This window comes from Desulfobacter postgatei 2ac9 (assembly GCF_000233695.2).
Lineage (GTDB): Bacteria > Desulfobacterota > Desulfobacteria > Desulfobacterales > Desulfobacteraceae > Desulfobacter > Desulfobacter postgatei.
Map to the genome: position 1 here is coordinate 1,881,072 of NZ_CM001488.1, position 25,941 is coordinate 1,907,012.

At 48.5% G+C, this 25,941-nt stretch carries 21 protein-coding genes; 13 read left to right on the top strand and 8 right to left on the bottom strand.

Annotated features, from left to right (window positions below):
* The first annotated feature begins 69 nt into the window (after positions 1-69).
* The 8 genes from cbiQ to DESPODRAFT_RS08655 all read left to right on the top strand — a co-directional run bounded on the left by cbiQ (position 70) and on the right by DESPODRAFT_RS08655 (position 11,137).
* Positions 70-849, top strand: coding sequence for a cobalt ECF transporter T component CbiQ (gene cbiQ, locus DESPODRAFT_RS08620; RefSeq protein ID WP_004072896.1), 780 nt, complete (start codon positions 70-72; stop codon positions 847-849).
* A complete protein-coding gene (locus tag DESPODRAFT_RS08625; protein ID WP_004072897.1) occupies positions 810-1,520 on the top strand; it encodes an energy-coupling factor ABC transporter ATP-binding protein in 711 nt (236 codons plus the stop codon). Before cbiQ ends, DESPODRAFT_RS08625 begins: the two co-directional genes overlap by 40 nt.
* Before the next feature lie 230 nt (positions 1,521-1,750).
* Complete coding sequence (gene serC / locus DESPODRAFT_RS08630; RefSeq protein ID WP_004072898.1) at positions 1,751-2,839, top strand: 3-phosphoserine/phosphohydroxythreonine transaminase; 1,089 nt, start codon at positions 1,751-1,753, stop codon at positions 2,837-2,839.
* Positions 2,839-4,422, top strand: coding sequence for a phosphoglycerate dehydrogenase (gene serA, locus DESPODRAFT_RS08635; RefSeq protein ID WP_004072899.1), 1,584 nt, complete (start codon positions 2,839-2,841; stop codon positions 4,420-4,422). Before serC ends, serA begins: the two co-directional genes overlap by 1 nt.
* Positions 4,423-4,748: 326 nt before the next feature.
* Positions 4,749-5,354: a septal ring lytic transglycosylase RlpA family protein gene (locus tag DESPODRAFT_RS18635; protein WP_004072900.1), complete on the top strand. Its 606-nt coding sequence runs from the start codon at positions 4,749-4,751 to the stop codon at positions 5,352-5,354.
* A 102-nt stretch (positions 5,355-5,456) separates the two neighbouring features.
* Entirely contained in the window at positions 5,457-8,411 is a 2,955-nt protein-coding gene (locus DESPODRAFT_RS08645; RefSeq protein ID WP_245532046.1) for a transglycosylase domain-containing protein, read from the top strand.
* Between the two features lie 264 nt (positions 8,412-8,675).
* Positions 8,676-10,343, top strand: coding sequence for a L,D-transpeptidase family protein (locus DESPODRAFT_RS08650; protein ID WP_157488452.1), 1,668 nt, complete (start codon positions 8,676-8,678; stop codon positions 10,341-10,343).
* 248 nt (positions 10,344-10,591) lie between these two features.
* Entirely contained in the window at positions 10,592-11,137 is a 546-nt protein-coding gene (locus DESPODRAFT_RS08655) for a YcbK family protein (protein ID WP_004072903.1), read from the top strand.
* A gap of 43 nt (positions 11,138-11,180) precedes the next feature.
* Here DESPODRAFT_RS08655 and aguB read toward each other — a convergent pair whose 3' ends face one another.
* From aguB to DESPODRAFT_RS08690, 7 genes are all read right to left on the bottom strand, one after another.
* Positions 11,181-12,047, bottom strand: a complete 867-nt coding sequence (aguB, locus tag DESPODRAFT_RS08660) for an N-carbamoylputrescine amidase (RefSeq protein ID WP_004072904.1) — start codon at positions 12,045-12,047, stop codon at positions 11,181-11,183.
* An 11-nt stretch (positions 12,048-12,058) separates the two neighbouring features.
* Positions 12,059-13,165, bottom strand: coding sequence for an agmatine deiminase family protein (locus DESPODRAFT_RS08665; protein ID WP_004072905.1), 1,107 nt, complete (start codon positions 13,163-13,165; stop codon positions 12,059-12,061).
* Between the two features lie 54 nt (positions 13,166-13,219).
* On the bottom strand, positions 13,220-14,275 hold the full coding sequence (locus DESPODRAFT_RS08670; protein ID WP_004072906.1) for a polyamine ABC transporter substrate-binding protein: 1,056 nt from the start codon (positions 14,273-14,275) through the stop codon (positions 13,220-13,222).
* 19 nt (positions 14,276-14,294) lie between these two features.
* Entirely contained in the window at positions 14,295-15,089 is a 795-nt protein-coding gene (locus DESPODRAFT_RS08675; protein WP_004072907.1) for an ABC transporter permease, read from the bottom strand.
* On the bottom strand, positions 15,089-16,003 hold the full coding sequence (locus DESPODRAFT_RS08680; RefSeq protein ID WP_004072908.1) for an ABC transporter permease: 915 nt from the start codon (positions 16,001-16,003) through the stop codon (positions 15,089-15,091). Before DESPODRAFT_RS08680 ends, DESPODRAFT_RS08675 begins: the two co-directional genes overlap by 1 nt.
* A 46-nt stretch (positions 16,004-16,049) precedes the next feature.
* Positions 16,050-17,078 (bottom strand): ABC transporter ATP-binding protein, encoded by a 1,029-nt coding sequence (locus DESPODRAFT_RS08685; RefSeq protein WP_004072909.1) that lies wholly within the window; start codon positions 17,076-17,078, stop codon positions 16,050-16,052.
* Between the two features lie 88 nt (positions 17,079-17,166).
* Positions 17,167-17,775, bottom strand: coding sequence for a TetR/AcrR family transcriptional regulator (locus DESPODRAFT_RS08690; protein WP_004072910.1), 609 nt, complete (start codon positions 17,773-17,775; stop codon positions 17,167-17,169).
* A 313-nt stretch (positions 17,776-18,088) separates the two neighbouring features.
* Here DESPODRAFT_RS08690 and DESPODRAFT_RS08700 point away from each other — a divergent pair, with 313 nt between their 5' ends.
* The 4 genes from DESPODRAFT_RS08700 (at position 18,089) to DESPODRAFT_RS08715 (ending at position 23,020) form a co-directional block, all read left to right on the top strand.
* A complete protein-coding gene (locus DESPODRAFT_RS08700; RefSeq protein WP_004072911.1) occupies positions 18,089-18,700 on the top strand; it encodes a TIGR04211 family SH3 domain-containing protein in 612 nt (203 codons plus the stop codon).
* Between the two features lie 52 nt (positions 18,701-18,752).
* Positions 18,753-20,369, top strand: coding sequence for an L-aspartate oxidase (nadB, locus tag DESPODRAFT_RS08705; protein WP_004072912.1), 1,617 nt, complete (start codon positions 18,753-18,755; stop codon positions 20,367-20,369).
* 224 nt (positions 20,370-20,593) lie between these two features.
* Positions 20,594-22,180: a phosphohexomutase domain-containing protein gene (locus DESPODRAFT_RS08710; RefSeq protein WP_004072913.1), complete on the top strand. Its 1,587-nt coding sequence runs from the start codon at positions 20,594-20,596 to the stop codon at positions 22,178-22,180.
* A gap of 12 nt (positions 22,181-22,192) precedes the next feature.
* Positions 22,193-23,020 carry a YfiM family protein gene (locus DESPODRAFT_RS08715; protein ID WP_004072914.1) on the top strand — a complete coding sequence of 276 codons (828 nt, stop codon included), beginning with the start codon at positions 22,193-22,195 and terminating at the stop codon, positions 23,018-23,020.
* A gap of 17 nt (positions 23,021-23,037) precedes the next feature.
* On the opposite strand, the gene DESPODRAFT_RS08720 is transcribed toward DESPODRAFT_RS08715, so the two are convergent.
* Positions 23,038-24,717 (bottom strand): adenosylcobalamin-dependent ribonucleoside-diphosphate reductase, encoded by a 1,680-nt coding sequence (locus DESPODRAFT_RS08720; RefSeq protein ID WP_004072915.1) that lies wholly within the window; start codon positions 24,715-24,717, stop codon positions 23,038-23,040.
* A gap of 313 nt (positions 24,718-25,030) precedes the next feature.
* Here DESPODRAFT_RS08720 and DESPODRAFT_RS08725 point away from each other — a divergent pair, with 313 nt between their 5' ends.
* Complete coding sequence (locus DESPODRAFT_RS08725) at positions 25,031-25,810, top strand: carbonic anhydrase (RefSeq protein WP_004072916.1); 780 nt, start codon at positions 25,031-25,033, stop codon at positions 25,808-25,810.
* The last annotated feature ends 131 nt before the right edge of the window (positions 25,811-25,941 follow it).

The window sequence follows — 25,941 nt, forward strand, 5'->3', positions numbered from 1 at the left end:
TGCGTTTTTGGGGCTTTTTTGTTCATGGCTCCTGCCTTTGCCCATTCATAGAAATTTAAGGGTTCTTCTATGCTGAGCGAAGCATTTGCCGGCGGAAATTCTATTCTTCATCGCCTTGATCCGAGGCTGCGGATCGTGTTTGCCACACTGTTTTCCTTTCTTTTGGCCGTTTCAAAATCTTTTCCCACTATGACGGCAGGACTGGGACTGTCAATGGTAATGATAGGGTTATCCCAAATTCCCTTAAAAGAGGTTTTAAAAAGAGTGGTGGTGATCAACGGGTTCAACCTGGTGCTTTTTGTACTCCTGCCCATCACGTTTGAGGGGACCCCCCTGTTTCTTATCGGGCCTATGGCGTGTTCTGTCCAGGGTTTGATTCTGGCTGTCCAGATAACACTTAAATCCAATGCCATCCTGTTGATCTTTCTCTCACTTGTGGCCACCATGACCATCGCCACTTTGGGAAACGCCTTGAACCGCATCCATATACCCGAAAAAATTGTATATCTGATGCTCCTTGCCTATCGGTACGTGTTTGTGCTGGAGCAGGAGTATCTACGCCTGGTGACGGCCATAAAAGTCAGGGGGTTTGAACCCAAAACCAATCTGCATACCTACCGGACCTATGCCTATCTTTTCGGGATGCTTCTGGTTCGTGCGACAGCAAGGGCCGACCGGGTATACCAGTCCATGCTATGCCGGGGGTTTAAAGGGAAATTTTACTGCATCCACGGATTTTCCTTTTCCGGCCTGGACCGGATCGGATTGGTTGTCCTGACATTAATTCTGATTGTACTGGGGAGTATGGAATGGCTGAATCCAATGCCTTTCAATGTGATGAGTTTTTAATTGATCTGGAAAACGTCAGTTTTTCTTATCCGGGTCAAGGGCCGCTCCTGGATCGTCTCAACTTTCAATTGCGCAAAGGCGAACGGCTGGGCCTGATCGGCCCCAATGGCAGCGGCAAATCCACCTTTATGCATCTGCTGATGGGCCTGATCAAACCTGATTCAGGTTCTGTTCGGCTCTTTGGGATGCCCATGGCAGGTGAAAAGGATTTCAAACAGGCAAGAAAGCGTTTGGGGTTCGTATTCCAGAATGCGGATGACCAGTTGTTTTCTCCCACCGTCATTGAAGATGTCGCCTTTGGGTTGCTGAATAGCGGCAAAACACCCAAAGAAGCGGTGGCGTTGTCAAAAAAAATACTCCGGGCCCTGGATCTTGAGGGATTTGAAGACCGCATCACATATAAGCTTTCCGGAGGGGAGAAAAAGTTGGTCTCTCTGGCCACGGTGCTGGTTATGGAACCTGAGGTCCTGTTGTTGGACGAGCCCACTACCGGCCTGGACGAGCAGACCGTAAAGCGGATAGCGGATCTCCTCAATGAACTCAATATCGGATATGTAGTGGTGTCCCATGAATTTTATTTCCTTGCAAAGACCACCCGTGACATATTTGCCATGAAGAACGGACAGATTCGTTTTCAATGCACATCAGATCAATTCAGGCCTGCAGGCTGATTATCCATAAATGCCGCAAGTGATGAAATGATTTCTATATGGGGTGCCGTTGCAGCGCAAATCCCTGGACCGGGCAGCAATGATTTTTACATAAAGGCGGTTAGACTATTGATTTTCATCTGCGACGGCGTTATTGAATAGGGTTTGAAATCTGATTGCCTTGGATTGTGAGGCAATGGAACATATATGTACCGTGAAAACAAAGATAACCCCTAACAGAAAGGTAAAAAATGACAGACCAGAGAATTTACAATTTCAATGCCGGACCTGGGGCGCTGCCTCTGCCGGTCCTTAAAGAAATTCAGGCCTCCTTCCTGAATTTTAACAATTCAGGCATGTCCATTACAGAAATCAGCCACAGATCTTCTTATTTTGACGATGTTATCAATGATGCCGTGGAACGGGCCAAACGTCTTTTAGGTCTGGATGACCAATACCATGTCCTTTTTCTCCAGGGCGGGGCGTCTTTGCAGTTTGCCATGATCCCCATGAATTTTCTTTCCGGGGATGAAAGTGCTGACTATGTTAATACCGGAACCTGGTCCACAAAAGCCATTAAAGAGGCAAAAATTCAGAATAAAAAACATGTGGTTGTGGCCTCTTCCGAGGACAAGGACTTTTCATACATCCCTAGAGAGATCTCTTTCAGCAAAGATGCAAAATATGTCCACATCACCTCCAACAACACCATTAAGGGAACCCAGTTTGCCGAATTCCCCGATACCGGTGATATTCCTCTTATTGCGGATATGTCATCCGATTTTTTCTCACGTCCCCTTCCCATGCAAAAATTCAGCATGATCTATGCCGGTGCCCAGAAAAACTTAGGGCCGTCCGGCACCTGCATGGTGATTTTGCGCAAGGACCTTCTGGCAACAGCGAATCCGGATCTGCCTTCCATGCTCAAATATTCCACTTTTGCAGAAAAAAATTCCATGTACAATACCCCGCCCTGTTTCGGCATATATACCATTGATTTGGTCCTCAAATGGATCGAAGAAGAGATGGGCGGGCTTGAAAAGATCGCAGCCTTTAATAAGGAAAAAGCAGCCCTTTTGTATGATTTTATTGATGCAAGCAATTTTTACCGGGCCACAGCCAGACCGGATTCCAGATCCCTGATGAACGTCACCTTCCGGTTGCCCAGTGAAGAACTTGAACAAAAATTTATAAAAGAGGCAACCGCCAAAGGTTTTGGCGGTCTTAAAGGACACAGATCCGTGGGCGGATGCAGAGCATCCATATATAATGCCGCCACCATGGAAGGGATCAAAGCTCTGGTGGCATTCATGGATACGTTTCAAAAGGAGGCCAAATAATGAAGGTCCTGATCAGTGATAAAATGGATGAAGCCGGCATTGATATTTTCAGAAACCAGGAAGGTATAGATGTCGATGTCAAGACCGGGCTTTCACCCGAAGAACTCAAAAAGATCATCGGGGAATACGATGCCCTGGCCATCCGGAGTTCCACCAAGGTGACTGCGGACCTGCTTGAATCGGCCGCCAACCTCAAAGTTGTTGCCCGGGCCGGCATTGGCCTGGATAATGTGGACATTGATGCGGCCACCAAAAAAGGGGTCGCCGTCATGAACACCCCTGGCGGCAACACCATAACCACAGCCGAGCATGCCATTGCCATGATGATGTCCTTAACCCGGAATATTCCCAGGGGCACCGCATCCCTGAAAGCCGGGCGCTGGGATAAAAAACTGCTCCAGGGCCGTGAACTTTTCAACAAGACCCTGGGTGTCGTGGGTTTCGGGAACATTGGCTCCATTGTCGCCGGACTTGCCAAAGGGTTGCGCATGAACGTTATTGTGTATGACCCCAACATCTCTTCAGAACACATTGAAAAGGCCGGGTTTGAATATGTGACTTTGGATGAACTCTATGCCCGCTCGGATTATATCACCCTCCATGTGCCTAAAATGGATGCGACCATTGATTTGCTCGACGCCCAGGCCTTTGAAAAAATGAAGCCGGGCGTTATGGTCGTCAACTGTGCCAGGGGCGGCATTGTCAACGAAGCGGCCCTGTATGATGCCATTCAGTCAGGAAAGGTGGCAGGCGCGGCATTGGATGTGTTTGCCACAGAACCGCCGGGTGGAGACCATCCGCTGCTCCAGCTGGATCAGGTGATTGCCACCCCCCATTTAGGCGCATCCACCAAGGAGGCCCAGACCAACGTTTCCGTGGCTGCTGCCAACCAGATTGTTGCCTATCTGTTAAACAACACCGTTATAAATGCCGTGAATGTACCGTCGGTGACCGGGGATGTTTTAAAGCAGCTTAAACCCTTTCTCTACCTGGTGGAAAAAATGGGAAAAATGCAGGCCCAGATCACCAAGGGTGGCGTTCGTGAGCTCAACATTGAATACATCGGTAAATTTCCTGACCTTGATCTCAAACCCCTGACCATTAACGGCATCAAGGGCCTTCTCAATGAATTTGTCAGGGACGAAGTCAATTCGGTTAATGCCATTTCCCTGGCCAATGAGATGGGAATAAAAATCACCGAATCCACCTCCATAGAGGCAGGCAACTTTCTGAACCTGGTCCGGATTACAGTGGTTACGGACACCCAGACCAATATCCTGGAAGGTACCATTTTCGGCAAGGACGATGCCCGGATTGTCAGAATTAATAAATTCCGTTTAGAGGTTATTCCAGAGGGCCACCTGGCTATAATCCACAATGTGGATAAACCCGGTTCCATTGGTTCCATTGGCCAGAAATTAGGCCAACACAACATCAATATTTCAGGAATGATGGTGGGTCGCGAGGATGACGGGGATAGAAATATTATATTCTTAAGAACCGAAACGCCGGTACCGCCTGAAGTGGTCAAGGAGATTGAAGACCTTGAACTTGTGGTCAGTATGACCACCTTTGAGCTTTAGATAACTTAAGTTATTCGTGAGAGTGCTATCGGGATCGGAAACAATGGATATTCCGATTCCGATAGCTATGATAGTGCCCGACCGAAAACCGTATTTTTTGCCGATTACGTGGTTGGTTGCAAATTTTAATCCTCGAAATCCTTTAAAATATCGCCCCATTTTTTTGGGGGCGCAAAAGATTTGCGGGCATTGAAATGAAACAACAGAAAGAACACACAAGGCTTGAAACATTCTTATAAGTATCTTAGATTACAAAACTTATAAAATCGATTCCTCGGTATAGGGCTAACTGTAAATGAGAAGTAATTGATACAAATAGGAAAGTTATGTCAGTTATAACCTGTCTTCGGCTGTTTTTGATCGCATCTATGCTCTTCTTGTCTTTGGGGTGCAGACATGTGACCCCCCTCAGCCCCGCTCGGACTGTTTATATACTTGAAAAGAGTCGCATAAAGGCAAAAAAAGTACCGGTTGAAATTTCTGATGACCCGGAAGAAAAAACAGCATTGGTACCTGTATCAAAAACACGCCTGAAATTTGTTCAAAAATTTTTCCCTGAGTCTGTTAAACGGCGCCAAAAACCTGTCCGACAACCACTTTATTATGAAATCGGCAAGGCCTCCTTTTACGCAGACAAATTACAGTCCAGGAAAACCGCCAGCGGAGAACCCTTTAACCAGAAAGCAAAAACTGCAGCCCATAAACAACTGCCCTTCGGAACCAAGGTAAAGGTCACCAACAAACAAAACAAAAAAAGCGTGATCGTAACCATCAATGACAGGGGGCCCTTTGGACGGGGACGCATCATTGATCTAAGCAAGTTTGCCTTTAGCCGTATTGGAGATACAAGGGATGGCCTCCTGGATGTGGAAATTCAAATTATCGATAGAAACGATCTTGGTTTGAATGATTATGCTCCTGATCAGTCATAAGATGGATCGAATGAGGAGATCATTCCAGATTTACATGACCGAATCGAAATGCGTATAGTGAACGCCAGATCAAGACGCAAACAGGTGTGGCGAATCATTCTAATGATTTTCACATTCCTGCTGATTCTGGCAGTAACTTTTGGCGTGATTTATGAGCTTCGCACCTCTGCACTTCAAGCTCATTATCTCAGTAGGTTGGCTGCAAAGATGGGCGTGCGGGTTCTTCCCGGAAAAAGTCCGTCCATTCAGTTCCCCAAGGCTGGTCCCTATGATATGCGGCTTGGGTATGTAGAATTGCCGACGTTTCTTGGAAATCTTGAAACAGCCGGTTATGATATCGAAGCCCAGGCCCGTTTTTCTCCATTTTTGCTTGAATACACCCGGGCTGGATTTTATCCCGCGTACCGGGAAAAATCCCAGGCCGGTCTGCGTATCGAAGACCGATTGGGGCGTCTTATCTATGCCACTGCCCATCCAGAACGCATTTTTTCAGATTGCACCCAGATCCCGGATATCATCATAAAGATCTTGCTCTATATCGAAAATCGGGATCTTCTGGATTCACGCTATCCTCTTAAAAATCCCGCCGTGGAATGGAAACGTCTCGCCGCCGCCGCGTTGGAGCTGGGGATCAAAGCGGTGGACAGCAGTCGAAATGTTCCGGGGGGAAGCACCCTGGCGACCCAGATCGAAAAATACCGCCATTCGCCCCGAGGCCTGACCCTCTCTGTAAAGGACAAATATCAACAGATGATATCCGCCAGCATGCGTGCCTATCTGGACGGACAGGAAACCCTTAAGGCCCGATACGGTATTATATGTGATTTTATCAACTCCATGCCCCTGGGCGCAATTAGCGGGTACGGGGAAGTCATGGGACTTGGCGACGGTTTGTATGCATGGTACGGCGCCGACTTTACCGAAACAGTTCGCCTGTTGGCAGAGCGATCCTCAAATTTAACCGGTTCAGAAGTAAAAGCCAGGGCCGTGGCGCTGAAGGAGGTCGTCAGCCTTTTTGTGGCCCAACGCCGTCCATCGTATTTCCTGTCGAAAGACCATACTGCCCTGGAAGCCAAAACCGACAGTTACCTTCGCCTGCTGGCCCAGGCCGGTATTATCAGGCCAGGGGAGCGGGATGCGGCGATAGTGGCACCTCTCATTGTTCAGGAGCGGGTGGTATCCCCAGGGACCCAATCATTTCTCTCTCGAAAGGCACTCAATGCGATCAGAATCCAGTTGCTGAACCTGCTGGATGTTGACCGGCTCTATCGGCTGGACCGTTTCGATCTCTCCGTTACCAGCACGGTGGACCAGTCCGTACAGCAGGAAACGACCACCTTGCTCAAAAGCTTCAGTGACCCCTTAATGGCCCGGAAGAACGGTCTTTACGGGTATCATCTCCTCGGAAATGGCGATCCGGCCAATATTGTCTACAGCCTCACTTTGTACGAGCGGTCAGAAGGCGCCAATTTAATGCGCCTCCAGACCGACACGCTTGATCAGCCGCTCAATATCAATTCAGGCACCAAGCTGGAACTGGGCTCATCGGCCAAATTCCGGACTTTGGCAAACTATCTTCAGATCATTGCTGCCCTTCATGAACAATACCATTCGCTCTCCCGGGCAGAATTGGCCGCAGTGGAGCTGGACGCAGCAGACAACCTGAGCCGCTGGGTGATATCCTACCTGAGCAGCGCAGGAAACAGGGACCTTTCCACCATGCTGGCCGCCGCCATGCAGCGCCGCTATTTGGCAAGTCCCAAAGAGCAGTTTTTCACAGGCGGCGGGGTTCACACCTTTTCCAACTTTGACAAGCGGGATGATACCCGAATCTTTTCCGTGCAGGATGCCTTCAATCACTCCATCAACATGGTATTTATTCGATTAATGCGAGACATTACCCAGTACTACAAATATCAAATCCCCGGTGTTCGGCAGCTTCTGGCGGATGCCAAAGACCCCCGGCGGCATGACTATCTATCCAAATTTGCGGATCAGGAGGGGCGCATTTTTCTTCAGCGGTTTTACCGAAAATACAGAGGAAAATCCTTTGACGAGGCCTTTGACATCCTGACGGAGGGAATGCGTAAAAACCCGAAAAATCTGGTTGCCGTTTTTCGATATATCAAACCGGATGCCGGACTGAACGAGTTGAAGATGTTCCTTGCCGGCCATTTGAAAAGCGCCCAGGTTGCCGACAACATCCTGTCAGAACTTTTTGAAAGGTTGGGCCCCGATGCCTATTCGCTTGTGGATCTTGGCTACATTACCCGGGTTCACCCTCTGGAGCTGTGGATGCTGGCCTATCTGAACCGGCACCCGGATGCCACGCAAGGCGAAGTGATTCAAAACAGCACGGCGGAACGTCAGGAGGTTTATACATGGCTGTTTAAGACCTCCAGAAAGAACAAACAGAATGTGCGCATCCGATCCCTTCTCGAAGTGGAAGCGTTCAGTGAAATTTTTTCGGAATGGAAGCGTCTGAAATATCCGTTTAACAGCCTGGTGCCATCCTATGCCACCGCTATCGGCAGTTCTGCAGATCGACCCGACTCCCTGGCGGAACTTGTGGGCATTATTTTGAACAAGGGCAGGTGGTATCCCACTCTTCAGATTCAGAAACTTTGTTTTGGCGCAAAAACGCCCTATGAAACCAGGGTGGTATACCAAAAAAGCAAGGGAGAGCAGGTGATGCACCCGGAAGTTGCCGAGGCGCTGCGCCAGGCGCTTTTAGGGGTGGCAGAAAACGGTACGGCCCAGCGGATTCGCAGCGCATTTTTGCTTTCCGACGGCACCTATTTGGCCGTAGGCGGTAAAACAGGCACTGGCGACAACCGCCACAATATCTACAGTTTGGGCGGACATCTCATTTCATCCAAGGCAATAAACCGCACCGCCGTGTTTGTCTTTTTCATCGGTGATCGGTTTTACGGCGTCGTCACCGCCTATGTGGCCGGCCAGGATTCCGACGACTATAACTTCACAAGTGGGCTTGCGGTACAGGTCCTAAAGGCCGCAGCACCCAAGTTGATGCCCCTGTTGACACCCGGCGGGTAGCAGCGGGCCCGGTAAACAAAAAAACGGTGTTTATTTTTTTTCAGTTGAAGTGCCAAAATATCAATATGTTGAAAATGATCCATCAAAATTCATAGGTATTGCTGCCGAAGTTGGAACCAAACTCGTTTTGGGTCTTCAGGTATCGGATGTTTGGTTTTACGACCGTTTCATATTTAAGGTTTTTGTTTATTGTTCATACATTTGGTTGACAAAAAGGAAGCTTTCATTTAGAGCTGGCTCTAACCTTTTTTAACGGATTATGTTTTGAGACGGTCTAATCAAACCAATCAAAAATTATGCAAAACAACACAAATCAAGATACTTGCCAAGGCTTGGATTTTGTTTGTTGTGGTTACCGTGGCAGGCCTGTCCTCCCCGCCGGCCAGTTATGCTGAAATCGGAATCGACGTATTGACAGGGGCCATCAAGCAATATTTTGAATCTCATCCCCTAAGCCTGCCCGCCTCCTTCAAACATCAATCCTCTTCAAACCATCAAGGACTTTGGTTGGCTGACATTTACCACCTGACAGGTTTGCGCCCCCTCTGGGTAACCCCCGAAGGTCCAGGTAAGAAAGCGGCAATTATTTTTCTTTATCTGAGCAAATCCAATACCGAGGGCCTTGACCCGAATGACTATGGGGTTACAAGGATTTCCGATCTCTGGAGGGCACGTCAGCCCCAGCTCCTTGCCGAGCTTGATATCCTTTTGACCTTCAACCTTATCCAATATATTCATGATGTCAGTTGTGGTCGACTTTCTGATGTTAACAAAGCGTTTGACCCTGTTGCTCCCATAGAACAGACGCTCAGCGTTCCGGACCTTGCCGGTTACCTCGCAGGGCTTCCCCCTTCACACCGGCATTATACCGAGTTGAAAACGGCATTAAAGATATACCGTGCCATTGAAAAAGATGGGGAATGGCCACGAATACCAGCCGGAAAAACCATCAGGCCGGGGGATCTGGATGACCGTGTTCCCGCCATCATCCATCGTCTTGCCAGGAGTTGCGATCTGGACTCCAAAGTTTCTGATCTAACTTATTATGACAGATCGCTCATTCCTTTCATCCTACAGTTTCAGACTATGTATGGACTGGAACCGGATGGCCTTATCGGTCAAAAAATGTTGGCTGCCATGAACATTCCTCTGTCCAGATTGATTCAACAGATCATTGTAAACATGGAACGTTGGCGTTTGAGACAACACGATCTTGGAAAAAAATATATCCTGGTAAACATACCAAATTTTAATCTGTCCGCATTTGACAAGGAAGATATATCCCTTCAGATGCCTGTAATCGTAGGCAGATTAAAACATCAGACTCCAGTCTTCAGTGATCACATCCTTTATATTGATCTGAACCCTTACTGGAATATCCCCAAAAGCATTGCTGTGAATGAAGAACTTATAAAGCTGAAGAAAAACCCTTATCATCTTGTAAATAAGCATATCCGGCTTTTTTCCACTGGGGACAATGCCGGAGAACTGGATTCTACCGCTATTGACTGGGCCGGTGTCAGTCGGGCCCGGATGGCACAATATCGGCTTCGTCAGGACCCCGGTCCATGGAATAGCCTTGGAAAAATAAAATTTGTTCTCTCCAACCCCGACGCCGTGTACATGCACGACACACCGGGAAAAGGCCTTTTTTCCCGTTCCAGAAGAGATTTCAGTCATGGCTGTATCCGGGTCAGCAACCCATCGGGTTTGGCAGCCTTTGTACTTAAGGATTTGCCGGAAAAATGGTCTCTTGAAAAAATAGACGATATCCTAAAAAGTGGAAATCGCCGAGTCATAACTCTCCCCATACCCTTGCCCGTCCATATCACTTATCAAACCGTATGGGTTGACAAAAAGGGCAATATATATTTCAATAGGGACGTTTATGGTCGGGACGAAGTGCTTATGAAAGCTTTGTTCAACAAATAACAGCCATGGGCTTGACCTGATCTATCAACACCTATGCTCAACCTACAGCAAGAAATGAAAGTAATTTAACATCTTATTGGGACTTTCATATGACAGCCATGGGCTGACCTGACATATCAACTGCCAGGCACAGCCCAAAACAAAGCTTGAAAGATCTGAGTAGCTTACCCAGACTTGCTTATAACAGAGGCACAGCCCTCACGGTTTTTAGGCTGCCTGTGGCAAAAACGGGAAAGATAGAAGTGTATATGTCTAAAATGAATCGACGTCAATTCCTTTTAACCTCGGCGCTGACAAGCATGGGATGGTTCACCATCCCTCCATTCAACAGCTGGGGAATGGTATCGGAAAAACAAAAACACCCGCTCTCCTTTTTTCATACACATACGGGAGAATCGCTGGAGATCCCTCTCTCCAAAGGCCGCCTCCTGCCATCGGTCCAAAGAGAGCTCAACATGTTTCTTCGGGATTTTCGGACAGGTGATATCCACCCCATTGACCCCGGTCTTATGAATATCCTGTCCAGCATTCAGCGGGTTGCTCGCAGCCGGGGCACTATTGAGGTGATCTCCGGATACCGGTCAAAAAAGACCAATCAGGACCTGGGTAGAAAAAATCACGGCGTGGCCAAAAAGAGCCTCCATATGAAAGGACAGGCCATAGATATCCGCATTACGGATGTGCCAACCAGAAAAATTCGGGACATAGCCACAGCCATAGGCTTTGGAGGGGTGGGGTATTACCCCAAGTCCGACTTTGTTCATTTGGACACCGGGAATTTCAGAACCTGGTAGCCGTTTTGCTTGAAAACGGCTAAGACCTTTTTTCGGGTTTAGCCTATTGTCCGTCCATGCAGCCCAGCGTTCCGTACATAGATGGACGCCGGTCCCGGAACAGGCCCCAGCCCGCCTGCATGGTTTCAATTTCTTTGAAATTAAAAGAAATGATTCTGAGGTCTTCGGTTTTACGGTCACACTGGGCAAGTATCTCTCCGGTGTTTCCGGTGATAAAGGAGGTGCCGTAAAAGGTCATTTCAATATCCTGGTCCTTTTCCGTGCCAATGCGGTTGGATGCGCACACCGGAATCACATTGGCGGCGGAATGGCCCTGCATGGTCCGCTGCCAGTGGGGCTGGGAATCATACCCGGGCATTTTGGGTTCTGACCCGATGGCCGTGGGGTACAGCAAGATATCCGCCCCCATCAGCGCCATGCTGCGGGCTGCTTCCGGAAACCACTGGTCCCAGCAGATGCCCACGCCCACCTTGGCGAACCGTGTGTCCCAGACTTTGAAACCGGTGTCGCCCGGGCTGAAATAATATTTTTCTTCATAGCCCGGTCCCTGGGGAATGTGGGTTTTGCGATAGATTCCCATGACTGTGCCGTCGGCATCAATCATGGCCACACTGTTGAAATATGCCTGGTTGGCCCGTTCAAAAAAGCTGATGGGCAGCACTACACACAGCTCTTTGGCCAGGGCACTGAATCGTTTTATCAAGTCACTTTCGGCAGTTTTCCGGGCCAGGGAAAAATAGGTAAAATCCTGTACCTTGCAGAAATAGGGGCCTGAAAACAACTCCTGCAGCAGTATGATGTTTGCGCCCCTGGCTGCCGCATCCCGTACAAGCCGTTCCGCCTTGTTTACGTTGGTTTCATAGGTTTTGCTGCAGGCCATCTGCGTGACAGCGACGTTTACTTTTTCCATGTTCACTCCGGTTAAAAGGGTGGAAGGGCTGTGCCGGAAGGCTGCTGCTGGGTAATACAGTGTATCCCGCCGCCGCCGGCAAAAAGAGGCAGACTCGGGATCTGGACAATGGTGCGATTCGGGAAAACCTGCTGCATGATCTCCTTTGCCTGATCATCTGCCGGATCGTTAAATGAGGACATGATGATGGCGCCATTGGGTATGTAAAAATTGATATAGGAGAGATCCATGCGTTCACCGTTCCACTTCTGAGGAGCCGGCTGGGGAATCTCCGCGATCTCAATGGCCTTTCCGCAGGCATCCACCGCGCCTGCAAGCCGTTGTTTGGCATCCTGGGTCACGGCAAAATTGGCGTCATCCGGGTCAATGCAGTTATTTAACAGAATCAGTCCCGGCCGGGCAAATGTGGCCAGAATGTCCACATGCCCCGTGGTCTCATCCCCTTCAAGACCGTTGGCCAGCCACAACACGGTATCAATGCCCAGGTAGGTCTTAAAAAGGGTTTCGAAATCCGCTTTGGTATATCCCGCATTGCGTTTGGGGTCCAGCAGGCACTGTTCTGTGGTGATCAGCGTGCCTTTTCCGTCCACATGGATGGAGCCGCCTTCCAGAATAAAGGGAGCGGTGTACCGTCGCATGGACAAATGGCGCAGGATTTCAATGGCCATGCCCTCATCGCAGGGCCCTGTAATGGGGTAGTGGCCCCATCCGGTGAAGACCCAGTCGATGCCGGCCACCTTGCCTTTTTTATCCCGCACAAAGGTGGGCGCACTGTCCCGGGCCCAGGAGTCAAAGCAGGTCGCCTTGACCAGGGTGACAGCGCTGCCTAAAAGGTTTCGGGCTTCTGTCCATTGTTCCGGGTTGACCAGCATATAAACCGGTTCAAAATCGGCAATGGCCCGGGCCACTTCAGCATAGGTTTGTTTTGCTTCGGGGAGCACACCCTTGAAGCACTCCCGGGAGCAGGGCCACACCATCCAGCAGGCATCATGTTCCTCCCATTCTGCCGGCATGGTCAGCCCGTCACTTTGGGGGGTACGCACGGGAATGGAGAAAAATCCGTTTGCAGGGGGACCTGCCAAAGGATGTTCCCCCTGAATCTGTATCAGTTGTGTCATGTATCTTTTTGTATCCTGACGTTTTTAGACGGTTGTGTTTATCTTGTCCAGACACTATCTGGTTTTGATCATTGTCCACAGCTCGTCATAGTACCGGTTATCTTTCCCAAGGTCAGTGATGAACTCAAGGGTCTTCATGGTCTCTTGACTGGGGTAAATAGCCGGATTGCTCAGGTCCTCAGGGGTGATAAATTCTTTGGCGGCCTTGTTTGGGGTGGCATACTGGGTCCAGTTGGACAGTGCGGCGCCATTATTGGCATCCAGCACCCAGTTGATGAACGTGTGGGCATAGTCCACATGGGGGGCACCGGCAGGAATGGCCATATTGTCCGCCCAGATCACGCCGCCTTCCTTGGGATTGGCAAAGACAAATTTGTCAGGGGCCTCAGTCACGGCACGCATGGCATCACCATTGTAAACCAGAGCGGCAATGGCCGTGCCTGCAACCACTTTGGAGCGGCCGCCGGTTCCCACGTCAAATCCGGCAAAGTATTTGCTGGACTTGGTCTCGATCATCATATCGGCAAGGGCTTTGAGGTCGCTTTTGTCTATGGTGTTCACACTTTTGCCCATGTATTTCAGGGCAATGCCCAGCATTTCCCGGATGGAGTCAATCATGACCACAGGACCCTTGCGGGAGGCCGGATCAAAGAACAGAGCCGTTGACGCGACATAATCGGCTCCCAGTTTCTCTTTATTATAGAGCATGCCCACGGTACCCCACTGATAGGGTGCGGTGTACTCATTGCCCGGATCGTATGCGGTGTTTTTGAAAGAGTCTTCCAGGTTGGCAAGGTTGGGCAGTTTGGAATGGTCAAGCTTCTGGAGCAGGTTCAGCTTGATCATGGTGTTGATGATGTAGTCGGACGGGACAACCACGTCATACTGCTTCACACCGCCGGCCTGCAGTTTGGCCACAAGCTCTTCGGTGGACTCGTAGAGTTCCACCCGGCTTTTGATACCGGTATCTTTGGTGAAGTTGTCCATAAAGTCTTCGGGCATATATTCACTCCAGATCAGAACGCGAAGTTCATTGGCAGCAAACGATGCGACCGGAAATTGGAGGAATACGGCAAACATCAGCAACAGAGTCAGGGTTATTTTTTTCATTTTGTTCTCCTTTTGGTGTTTAATTATCTTTGCTGGAGATCCGTTGTGACAGGATAACCAGCGCAATGGTTACAAAAATTCCCACGGTTGACAGGGCATGGATTTTGGGCGTAATACCCCGATGCACTTCACCGTAAATATAAAGGGGCAGGGTGACCGATGTGGGTCCGGCCGTGAAAAAGCTGATGATAAAGTCGTCAAGGGAGAGGGTTAAGGCCAGCATAGCCCCGGATACGATGCCCGGCATCATCAGCGGCAGCAGCACATGGCGGAAGGTATACCAGTTGGAGGCATACAGATCCCTTGAGGCCTCTTCAATTTCGTTGTTAAAAGACGCAAGCCGGCTTCTGACCACCAGGGCCACAAAGGCCACCTGGAAGGTGACGTGCCCGATGATCATGGTCACCAGTCCGGGTTCAAATATGGAAGAGATATACCGCAGGCAGGTAAATGCAACAACAAGGGCGCCGGCAAAAACAATTTCCGGGGTGACGACCGGCAGATACAGGTTGATGTCAAAAAAGGTCATCACCTTTTTTGACCATGGATAACGCGCCAGACCCATGGCAAGGGTGGTGCCGAGGATGGTGGCGATTATGGTGGAAACCACTGCCAAAACAGCGGTGTTGATACAGGCCTCGATGACCAGGTCATCATGGAGCAGTTTGACATACCAGTCCAGGCTGAACCCGCCCCAATGGATGCCGAAACGCGACTTGTTAAAAGAGTAGACCATGACGGCCAGCAACGGTGTGTAAAGAAACAGATAGGTGGCAATGGCCAGAATTTTGTAGCGCATATTCAGCTTGAACATTATAACATCTCCATTTTTCCGCCTTTGCGGTTCAAAATGACCAGGGCAATAAGGGTTAAGGACATGAGCGCAAGACTGACAGCCGCACCAAACGGCCAGTCACGGCTTTTACCGAACTGTTGCTGGATCAGGTTGCCCACCAGCATATATTTGGCGCCGCCTAAAAGATCCGGGATCAGGAACATGCCCATGGCCGGTATAAAGGTCAGAATAGCCCCCACAGAAAGTCCCGGCAGGGTCTGGGGTAAAATAGCCTGGTGAAAGACGCGCCATTTGCCGCAGTAGAGGTCATTGGCTGCCTCAACCAGGCTCCAGTCCAGTTTTTCTACGCTGGAATACAGGGGCAGGGCCACAAAGGGCAGAAATGCGCTGATCATGCCGATATAAACCGCAAAGGGGCTGGGGTACAAAGGGCTTCCCGGCGGCACAAGGTGCAGCAGGGCCGCAAGCTTTGCAATGGGAAGACCCGGTGCAAGAACAATCTGCCAGGCATAGGTCCGGATCACCAGGTTGGTCCAGAAGGGAATAATCAGGGCTGTGAGCCACAGATACCGGGTTGCCTTGTCCCGGGTTGAGATAAAAAATGCTAAAGGGTAGGACAAAATGATGCAGACCACTGTGGTGATCAATCCGGCAATGATTGAGCGCAGCAAAATCTTCAGGTAATCCGGGCTCCAGCCGAACAGGCTGTATCCTGCCAGCCGTTTGTAGTTTTCCAGGGTAAAGACCCATTCTATCTCTCCGTACGCGCCCCGGGTGGTAAAGCTGATTACAATCAATGACAATGCGGGTATGGAAAGAAAAAGCATGATCCACAACATGCCCGGAGAAATGCGCAGAAGTCCTCTGGTTCTTATTTTTCTTGGTGTTGACAGTTCACCGTAGAGTATTTCTGGTTTATCTATGATTTTCACCGACCTGTAACTCCTTGAATTTTTATATATTCATATTCAAAAATGATCAATCATCTATGGTGACCAGGGATTCCTGAAGCAGTTCCACCCAGATCTGATCTCCGATTTCTATTTTGCGGTGGGGGGCTGTTCTCATGCGCAGGTTGCCGGTTTCAAGGGTGATATTCTGATAAGTACCCCGGTAGTATTTTTCAATGACACGGGACCGAATGCCGTTCTGGGCCGGTTTTTCCGGGCGCAGTCTGATGCCTTCGGGCCGGATGACCAGGGAGCCCTTTTTCCATTCAGGCATGGTGTTTGGTACAAACTCACCAAATTTTGACTCAAGGAGATTGCCCTGGCGTTCAACGTCAAAAATATTTGCAGTGCCGATGAATTCGGCAACAAACCGGCAGTTGGGGTGGTTGTAAATTTCCGAAGGCGTGCCGCACTGCAGGATATGTCCGTCTTTCATGACGGCAATACGGTCGGAAACCGTTAACGCCTCTTCCTGGTCATGGGTGACCAGAATGAAATTTTTTTTAAGCCGCAGCTGCAACCGGCGGAGCTGTTCCTGAAGCTGGACCCGCAACTTGGCGTCCAGGGCAGACATGGGCTCATCCAACAGCAGAATTTCCGGCTCACAGATCAGGGCCCGGGCCATGGAGACCCGCTGGCGCTGTCCGCCGGAGAGCTGGTCCGGGTAACGGTCTGCAAATTTTTCAAGCTCCAGCATCTCCAGCATCTTTGCCACCCTGGGGGCAATTTGTGTTTCCGGCACTTTTTGTGAGCGCAGGCCAAAGGCAATATTGTCGTAATTCTTCAGATGCGGGAAAAGCGCATAACTTTGAAAAATCGTGTTCACCGGGCGTTTATTGGCCGGAATATCAAGAATGGGCTTTCCGTTTAAAAACAACTTGCCGTCGGATGCGGTTTCAAGACCTGCAATAATCCTTAAAAGGGTGGTTTTGCCACAGCCGGACGGACCAAGAAGAGTAAAAAGTTCTCCTTGGTTTATGCGCAGATCTACATTGTCAAGGGCTTTCACCTCGCCATAATTTTTGTGTAAAGCAAGCGCTTCCAAACAATAATCCATGTTGTCACCTGAGTCTGTTGTATTTTACTGAAAGGTCAGTGAATAAGCTGGAATGATTTTTTCTGACCGCTGTCACTATGGGGGTTAATTAAAATGTGCCGTTTTTTAACATCGCTATGGTTGCCGTTTTGGCTGTATTTGCAAAATCTTCAAAGGGCCGGCCCTCATTTAAGAAATGGGCATGAAACTCCAAGCCTTTCATGAGGGTGAGGACATATTCAGCAGCCTTACGTTCGTCCGTGACCTTAATAATACTGTCTTTATTAAATAAGATAAATGCGTTATACAGATAATCACTAAGCCAGCGGAACATGTCTTTGAAAACCTTTCGAATACCTTCATCCCTGAAGCTTTTATAATAAAAGCCAAAATGAACGCCCGGATCTACGGTCCGGTTCCATTTAAAGCTGAAAATCAGATCCATCATTGCGTCAAACCGTCGGGCGCTGTCTTCTATCAAATCAAACTCCAGCATGTGTTCAGCCTTGTACTTGGTGATCAGAAATTCTATGAGCTCGCGCTGCAGGTTGTCCTTGTTCTTGAAGTAGTGAAGGATCAGGGTGGAATGGAGATTCAGGTGCTGGGCAATCTTTCCAATGGAACTGCCTTCAAACCCGTTCTCAATTAAAACCTGATAATATCCTTCAAGAATTTCAGGTTTCCGCGTTTCAGCATTTCGATTTTTTCTAATTGCCATGAACTGTCAGTCTCAATAGGGATTTTATTTTACGTTTGATTTTTTATGTAATATTAAAAAATTACAAATCAAGTGTCTTTACATTGACAAAATTGTATTGTCAATAAAATTTACTGAATGGTCAGTAAAAAACAAATCGGGGGATGACAGCGGTGTGTCCTCCGTTGCGTTCCTGAACGGATACCGTGTTTGAATGAAAAGTTACCCGGATATAACGCCGCAGATGGGTGACTTTTCGTCCAAGCAAGGGTTTTCCTTGATAATTGGCCGTTTCAATGGTAAGGGTACCTAACTTAACGAAAGAGGATAAAAAATGAGAGCAAAACATCTGATCCTTACTTGTTTTTTCTTTTTTTCTATAACAACTTGCATTTATGCAAAGACTTTTTATGTATCCGGGGTAAACCAGATCACCATGCGCACGGGGCCGGGTCTCGGCCATAAAGTTGTGGATATGGTCTCGTCAGGGGTCAAACTGGAGATTCTGGAATACCGCAAGGACTGGTCTATGGTGAGAAATTCAACCGGGAAAACCGGCTGGGTGCTGACCCGATTTCTTACGGAAGAAGCACCCAAAAGCCTTTTGGTTGAGCGGTATAAACAGGAAAACGAACGCCTGGCATCAAAGCTTTCCGCTGTAGAAGAAACTGCAAGAACCTTGGAGGTTCAGAACAAGGAGTTGACGGAAATTGCGCAGAAATATAAGCAACTCAAAGATGCTTCCACAGGTTACCTGAAGCTGGAGATCAAACATAAAGCGCTTTTGGAACAGTCCCGGGAACAGGAAGAACGTATTCAAAGGCTTGAACGAAGCATCAAAAGTGAAGTAAAATTTGCATTGCTTTCCGGGGCCGGTGTTTTTATCGTGGGACTGATTTTCGGAATGAGCACCCGCAAGAAAAGAAGAGGTTCCCTTTTATCCTGATTTATCCTTAACTTTTTTTAACACACCCTTTAACATATTAAAGTATTGAGAAATGATTGAAACCGATTTTCTGGTCATCGGCAGCGGTGTTGCCGGTTTAAGCTATGCCTTGAAGGTTGCACAGTTTGGCAGGGTGGTCATTATCACCAAAAAAAAAATATATAAAACCAATACGGCACTTGCCCAGGGCGGCGTTGCTGCGGTATTCAGCAAGACAGATTCCTTTGAAAATCATGTGGCAGACACCCTGGCTGCAGGAGACGGACTTTGCGCCGAAGATGTGGTGCGCATGGTGGTGGAAAACGGCCCGGAAAGAATTCGGGAGTTGGTGGATTTGGGAGCACGGTTCAACCGGGAGGGCGGCGGGAAGTATGATTTTTCTCTAGGCCGGGAGGGCGGACATTCCCAGAACAGAATCATCCATGCCCGGGACCTCACCGGTAAGGAAATTGAAGATGTTCTGGTACACAATGTTGAACAGCATGAAAATATAACCATTTTGGAAAACCATGTTGCCGTCAACCTGATTACCTATTCCACAAGTGTCCGCAGCGGTCTTGTCAGAACCCAGCATGAAAACATCTGCTGCGGGGCTTATGTCCTGGATAATGACACCGGAAAGGTGGAAACCTTTGCCGCTAAGGTGACTTTGCTTGCCACAGGTGGTGGTTCAAAGGTTTATCTGTATACATCAAACCCTGATACTGCCACAGGGGATGGCATTGCCATGGCATACCGGGCAGGGGCCACCGTGGCAAATATGGAATTTGTTCAGTTCCATCCCACCTGTCTGTTCCACCCCGAAGCCAAGAATTTTCTGATCTCCGAGGCTGTCAGAGGGGAGGGCGCGTATCTTATTGATGAACAGGGTAACCGGTTCATGGGAAAATACTCTCCGGACCTGGAGCTTGCCTGCCGGGACGTTGTGGCCCGGGCCATTGACAGTGAATTGAAAAAAACCGGTGCCGATTCCGTGTTTCTGGATATCACCCATAAGGATCCTGATTTTATCCGGAAACGGTTTCCCAATATTTATGCCAAATGCCTGGAGTTCGGCATTGACATCACCCAGCAGCCCATTCCCGTGGTACCGGCAGCCCATTATATGTGCGGCGGCGTGGCCACGGATCTTAACGGACGGTCTGACATCCAGTGTCTTTATGCCGTGGGGGAAACTGCATGCACGGGCCTGCACGGGGCCAACCGCCTAGCTTCCAATTCCCTTCTCGAAGCCCTTGTCTATGCCCATAATGCGGCCCAGTCCTCATTAAAAGAGTTTGAACAGGCTGCGAAGAAATCCACTGTTGATCTGGATCCCTGGGATGAGACCAACACCCTGGATAGTGACGAGGCCATCATGGTCACCCACAACTGGGATGAGATCCGGCGCCTGATGTGGAATTACGTCGGTATTGTCCGTTCGGACAAGCGCCTTCACCGTGCCCAGCGCCGTATTGAAATGATCCAGCATGAGATTGAAGAGTATTACTGGGATTTTAAAATTACGGCAGATCTCATTGAACTGCGCAACCTTGCCACGGTGGCGGAACTGATTATTAAGTCCGCATTAATGCGCAAGGAGAGCCGCGGCCTGCACTACAATCTGTGGTATCCGGACAAGGATGATGCCAATTGCCTGGTGCCGACCCTGGTACAGAAAACTTTTTAAACATAAAGTATTCGTCCATGGTTAATCCGGCGTAATGTAGCGTATGTAAATGTTATGCCGGGTGTCTTTATCCTTTCTGTGAATGGTTTTTGTTTGGTCACAATATCTATTCACAGACCGGGCAAATTTTATCTGTATTTTTTTAAAAAACTTTACGAATGGGCATCTCGTGGCCGATCTTATGACCAAGCCCGAAAAATTTTAACAAAACAATAGGTGTTTTAATGGAAAAGAGAAATAATACTGAAAAAATAGTATCTTCTTATTATTCAACAGAGATAAAAGGGCAAGTATCTTTCGGGACTTCAGGACATCGAGGCTCATCATTAGACGGTACGTTTAATGAGAAACATATACTAGCTATTTCTCAGGCACTTTGTGATTATCGTAAAAAAAATAAAATTTCAGGCCCCCTGTTTTTAGGTTACGATACTCACGCGCTTTCCTTACCGGCTTTTAAAACAGCATTGGAAGTTTTTGCTGCAAACGATGTGGATGTTTTCATTCACGCAAATTCTGAATATACGCCAACCCCGGTCATTTCGTTTATGATTCTGGAGTACAACCGGACCAATAAAAAGGCGCTTGCAGATGGTGTTATTATTACGCCATCTCATAATCCACCGGAAGACGGAGGATTTAAGTATAATCCACCTCATGGGGGGCCTGCCGATATTGAAATAACAGATTTCATTGAAAAAAGAGCAAACCAGCTGATAAATGCCAAGAATTCCGGGATTAAAAGGATTGCTTACGAAAAAGCCTATTCAGCGCCGTCTACGCATGAAAGCGATTTTATCACTCCTTATGTAGATGCTTTATCCAATGTGATAGACACGGAAACGATTCATCAATCAAAAATCAAAATCGGCATAGATCCGATGGGGGGGGCGGGTATAAATTTTTGGGATCCTATTGCTGATAAATATGGATTTGATATTAACGTTGTTAATTCAAAAATTGATAAAACTTTCAGCTTCATGCCCCCGGACCATGATGGAAAAATAAGAATGGATTGCTCCTCACCTCATGCCATGGCAAACTTAATCAAGCTTGCAGAAAAATACGATATTGCATGGGGAAATGATCCGGATTTTGACAGACATGGCATTGTGTGTCCGGATGGTTTAATGAATCCTAACCATTATTTATCCGTGGCCATTTGGTACCTGCTTCAAAACAGGCCTTTATGGGGAAATAACCTTAGTATCGGAAAAACCTTAGTCAGCAGCAGCATGATTGATAAAGTGGTTATGGGGTTCAACAAGGCGATCTTTGAAACGCCTGTTGGATTCAAATGGTTTGTCAGCGGTTTGATGGAAGGAAAAATCGCCTTTTGTGGTGAAGAGAGTGCCGGCGCAACTTTTTTAAGAAAAAATGGCGCTGTTTGGACGACAGATAAAGATGGATTTGTTCTGGCATTGCTTGCTGCTGAGATTCTGGCGAAAACCGGGCAAACGCCATCCGAAATTTATAGAGAGACATTGGTATCTGAATTTGGCAATCCTTATTATAGAAGGGTTGACGGACCTATCACAAATGAGCAAAAAACAATACTGTCACAAACATCACCGGATTCAATAAAGGCGACATCGTTGGCAGGGTTATCAATCGTTAGCATTCAGACAAAAGCCACGGGAAATAATAGCCCTATAGGCGGTGTAAAAGTCAATCTCTCGGATGGGTCATGGTTTGCTATCAGACCCTCGGGAACTGAACCGAAAATGAAACTCTATATTGAAAGCTTTGGTGGCGAGGATCTATGGAAAAAAATTCATGATGAAGCCCTTAATTTAATATTCCGCATCTAAAATGTGCATATAATGAAATCCTTATTATGTTGCACATTTTTTTGCTTGATTGCCGTGACCGGCTCTGCCCAGGACCGTTTGACCAAATGCACGTCAGAGCTTTCCTTTTCTGAGAAAAATACAAGAAGTCTTTCAGTCTCCCTGGCAGGAATCGGAGTGATTACGATTTGGGGCGCTTTACAATGGGATTATTTCTCTCAATCACCTCACTCGGGTTCCGAAGGATGGTTTGCAAATACAACCAAAGAGGGAGGGGCGGATAAACTGGGACATCTTTATTCAAGTTATGTGATCTCTCACGCGCTGTCATCCTTATATAAACACTGGTGTTTTGAAAAAGAGAATGCCGCATTATACGGCTCGCTTTCATTATTTGCCATCATGGGGTATATGGAGTTTGGGGACTCTTTCAGCGAATATGGATTTTCCTATGAAGATATGATTGCAAATTTTCTGGGATGCACTGCTGGATATTTATTGTATAAATATCCGGATCTTGCCGGCAAATTCAGTTTAAGATGGGAATATGGATTTAAGCCTAACGGCACAGATTTTTTAACAGATTATGACAATTCAAAATATCTGCTTGCAGTAAAACTTAACGGATTTGAGTCCGTAAATAAAACGTTTTTAAAACATTTTGAATTGTATATGGGGTATTATGCCCGCGGTTTTTCAGATGATAAAGACAAAAAAGAACGAAATTTTTATCTTGGTATCGGCCTGAATTTGACGGATTTATTTCGGCGATATTCCTGGAAAAAAACAGCAGTGGTTCTGGATTATATTCAGATACCAGGGACTTATCTTCAATATAAACATGATGTCAATGAAAATTAGTCAGGTTTGAACGGGGATTAACCGCAGTCCTCCCGGTTGACGGTACAGGTATTGAGGACCTGGTCGCCATGGGAGGTGTCGCGGTATATGGTGATCCCTTTGAGCCCCATGGCGTGGGCGTTGAGGAAGACCTGCCGGACATCTTCCCGGGTCGCGGACCCCGGCAGATTGACGGTTTTGGAAACCGCATTCTCCGTGTGGCGCTGAAATGCGGCCTGGACCTTTAGGTGCCACTCGGGGGCCACATCCCAGGCGCTCTGGAACACCTCTTTGGGGATCGGTTTTTGATCCTTCTGATAGCGGGCATAAATGGGATGGATGTCATCGTAAAGAATTCCGTTGATACGCCGCCGCCCTCTGAAGGCAAAGACGGGTTCAATGCCGCTGCTGACACCGGCAATGAGGCTGATGCTCCCTGTCGGGGCCACGGTGGTCAGCGTGGCGTTGCGCCGCAGGCGGACGCCCCGTTTGGGAAAGATGCTGTGCTCAAAACAGGGGAAATTGCCGCGCACCAGTGCCAGTGACGCAGATTCGGCCTCGGCACTGCGTTGAATCCGGGACATGATCCGTCCGGCCACGGCAACAGCCCTGTCACTTTGGTACGGGATATTCAGCAGGATCAGCATGTCGGCAAAGCCCATGACCCCCAGTCCGATCTTACGGGTGCTGCGGCTCGCCTCTTCGATCTGCCTCAGCGGATAGTGGTTGATTTCGATGACGTTGTCCAGGAAATGGACGGCCGTCCGGGCCAGTCTGTCAAGTTCGACAAAGTTGATTTCTTTGTTTTCAACCACCTTGGTCAGGTTGATGGAGCCGAGAGTGCAGGATTCATAGGGCAGCAGGGGTTGTTCACCGCAGGGGTTGGTGGCGCAAATCCGCCCCATCCGGGGGAGGGGATTGTCCCGGTTGATACGGTCGATGAAAAGGAGACCCGGATCACCCGTCTGCCAGGCTGAAGAGGCCATGCGCTCGAATATCTCTTCTGCGTTTCTACGCCCCACTGCCTTGCCGGTTCCGGGGTGAACCAGCGGGTAGTTCCGGCCGCTGTTAACGCACTCCATAAACTGGTCATCCACGGCAACGGAGAGGTTGAAATGGCGTAACTCTCCCCTTGTCTGCTTTGCGTTGATAAAGGCTTCAATATCCGGATGGCTGATCTCCAGGACCGCCATATTTGCAGCCGGCCGACGACGGTTCTGATCCGTCCGAGCGGCTGCCCTATCCAACTGCCGGATAAAGGCGACGGGACCTTCAGCTCCCCCGCAAGCCTGGAGAATGGTATCCCCCCGGGGCCGCAGCCGGCTGAACGAAAAGCCGATACCGCCGCAAGCCCCATGGATGATGGCCGCCTCTTTCATGGTTTGACACATGGCTTCGGGCCGGTCTTCCACCGGGAGTACAAAACAGGCGGCCAGCTGGCCCAGGGGAGTGCCCGCGTTCATCAGGCAGGGGGAGTTGGGCAGGAAGGCAAGGGATGCTAAAACCGCTTCAAAGCGCTCTGTGGTTTTGGACAGATCCGCACCAGTGTCGAACAAGCGGTCTGCCCGGGCCACCGATGCGGCGACCCTGTGAAACATATCTGCGGGTGTCTCGATGAGATCTCCCGCGCAATTACGGGCCAGGTAGCGGTTTTTGATGACAGTCCAGGCCAGGGCTGACAAAGTGGGGCATTCTGTTTCCATATGGGTGTTTTCCATATCCGGATCTCCATGCGCTGTCTTAGCGCTTGTTTGGTAATTGATAAATCGGCTCTATCTTTTCGTCAAGGCCGTGGTTGATCTCAGGTCCAAATCATAAACAAAGCAACATGGGCAAGTTATTTAAGACCGGTTCCTAAACAGAGCCCCATTTTTGCCAACGGGTATCCTTTTTTTCTTGTCATCCTGGCAACAGTCAGGATAATCTCCTATACTTTAGAGTATTTCAAGTTTTTTCGTGGCAGGTCAATTGGCCTATTGGAGGCCAGGCATTTGCCGTAAAATCTATTCTTTTAAAGGAGGGCGTACAATCATGAAAAACATTTTGAAATTTATTGTAACTGTTGGCTGTTTTTTAGCTCTAACTTGCGGCCCTGTTCTTGCCAGTGACGGCAAAGCAGCCAAACCAAGTCCGGATGAAGCAATCGCCATGCTGAAAGCAGGTAATGAACGTTTTGTAAGCGGCAAAGCAATTCAGCCGCATACGGATGTTGCCCGCCTTGCACTTGCCGGCAAAGAAAATCAGGGAGATCACGCCTATGCAACGGTCATCACCTGCTCCGACGCCAGAGTTCCGGTTGAAATTCTATTTGATGCCGGTATTATGGATATTTTTGTTATTCGTGTTGCCGGTAATGTTCTGGATGTTGATGAGATAGGGTCTGTTGAATATGGCCTTGCCCATGTAAACACCCCGGTATTTGTCGTGCTTGGACATACGCAATGTGGCGCAGTCACCGCAGTGACAAAGGCTGTCCAGGGTCACGGTCACCCATTGGAAAGAAATATCCCCCCTCTGGTTGACAACATCATTCCAGCAGTGAAAAAAGCGATTGAAGACAATCCAGATGCCCATGGTGCGGATGTAATACCTTATGCCATTGAGGAAAATATCTGGAAAGGCATTGAGGATCTGTTCATGGCAAGCCCTGCTTCCCGCAATCTCGTGAACGCGGGGAAAGCCAAAGTTGTGGGCGCGATCTATGACGTATCAAACGGAAAAATCAACTGGCTGCCCGAAGCAAGAACTATTGAAATCCTAAAGAAAGTTGAGGCGAATCCTAAAAGAGCCATGGAAGCAATGGCAGAATAATTTTGCCTTAAAATTCAATACAAAACAAAACCAAACGTTTGGACGTAAAAGTCGAAAGAAACCGTTTGAATCAAACGAGATTCAACGTTCCCTTTTCTAAAAGTCGGGAAGAAGAACTTCCCATTATCCTT

Excerpts from the sequence above, each read along its gene's own strand:
- DESPODRAFT_RS08710 (WP_004072913.1), top strand. The coding sequence starts at position 20,594 with ATGGAAAAGAGAAATAATACTGAAAAAATAGTATCTTCTTATTATTCA.
- serA (WP_004072899.1), top strand. The coding sequence starts at position 2,839 with ATGAAGGTCCTGATCAGTGATAAAATGGATGAAGCCGGCATTGATATT.
- DESPODRAFT_RS08670 (WP_004072906.1), bottom strand. The coding sequence starts at position 14,275 with ATGAAAAAAATAACCCTGACTCTGTTGCTGATGTTTGCCGTATTCCTC.
- cbiQ (WP_004072896.1), top strand. The coding sequence starts at position 70 with ATGCTGAGCGAAGCATTTGCCGGCGGAAATTCTATTCTTCATCGCCTT.
- DESPODRAFT_RS08725 (WP_004072916.1), top strand. The coding sequence starts at position 25,031 with ATGAAAAACATTTTGAAATTTATTGTAACTGTTGGCTGTTTTTTAGCT.
- DESPODRAFT_RS08645 (WP_245532046.1), top strand. The coding sequence starts at position 5,457 with ATGATTTTCACATTCCTGCTGATTCTGGCAGTAACTTTTGGCGTGATT.
- DESPODRAFT_RS08625 (WP_004072897.1), top strand. The coding sequence starts at position 810 with ATGGCTGAATCCAATGCCTTTCAATGTGATGAGTTTTTAATTGATCTG.
- serC (WP_004072898.1), top strand. The coding sequence starts at position 1,751 with ATGACAGACCAGAGAATTTACAATTTCAATGCCGGACCTGGGGCGCTG.
- DESPODRAFT_RS08700 (WP_004072911.1), top strand. The coding sequence starts at position 18,089 with ATGAGAGCAAAACATCTGATCCTTACTTGTTTTTTCTTTTTTTCTATA.
- DESPODRAFT_RS08665 (WP_004072905.1), bottom strand. The coding sequence starts at position 13,165 with ATGACACAACTGATACAGATTCAGGGGGAACATCCTTTGGCAGGTCCC.
- nadB (WP_004072912.1), top strand. The coding sequence starts at position 18,753 with ATGATTGAAACCGATTTTCTGGTCATCGGCAGCGGTGTTGCCGGTTTA.
- aguB (WP_004072904.1), bottom strand. The coding sequence starts at position 12,047 with ATGGAAAAAGTAAACGTCGCTGTCACGCAGATGGCCTGCAGCAAAACC.
- DESPODRAFT_RS08720 (WP_004072915.1), bottom strand. The coding sequence starts at position 24,717 with ATGGAAAACACCCATATGGAAACAGAATGCCCCACTTTGTCAGCCCTG.
- DESPODRAFT_RS08690 (WP_004072910.1), bottom strand. The coding sequence starts at position 17,775 with ATGGCAATTAGAAAAAATCGAAATGCTGAAACGCGGAAACCTGAAATT.
- DESPODRAFT_RS08715 (WP_004072914.1), top strand. The coding sequence starts at position 22,193 with ATGAAATCCTTATTATGTTGCACATTTTTTTGCTTGATTGCCGTGACC.
- DESPODRAFT_RS18635 (WP_004072900.1), top strand. The coding sequence starts at position 4,749 with ATGTCAGTTATAACCTGTCTTCGGCTGTTTTTGATCGCATCTATGCTC.
- DESPODRAFT_RS08675 (WP_004072907.1), bottom strand. The coding sequence starts at position 15,089 with ATGTTCAAGCTGAATATGCGCTACAAAATTCTGGCCATTGCCACCTAT.
- DESPODRAFT_RS08655 (WP_004072903.1), top strand. The coding sequence starts at position 10,592 with ATGTCTAAAATGAATCGACGTCAATTCCTTTTAACCTCGGCGCTGACA.
- DESPODRAFT_RS08685 (WP_004072909.1), bottom strand. The coding sequence starts at position 17,078 with ATGGATTATTGTTTGGAAGCGCTTGCTTTACACAAAAATTATGGCGAG.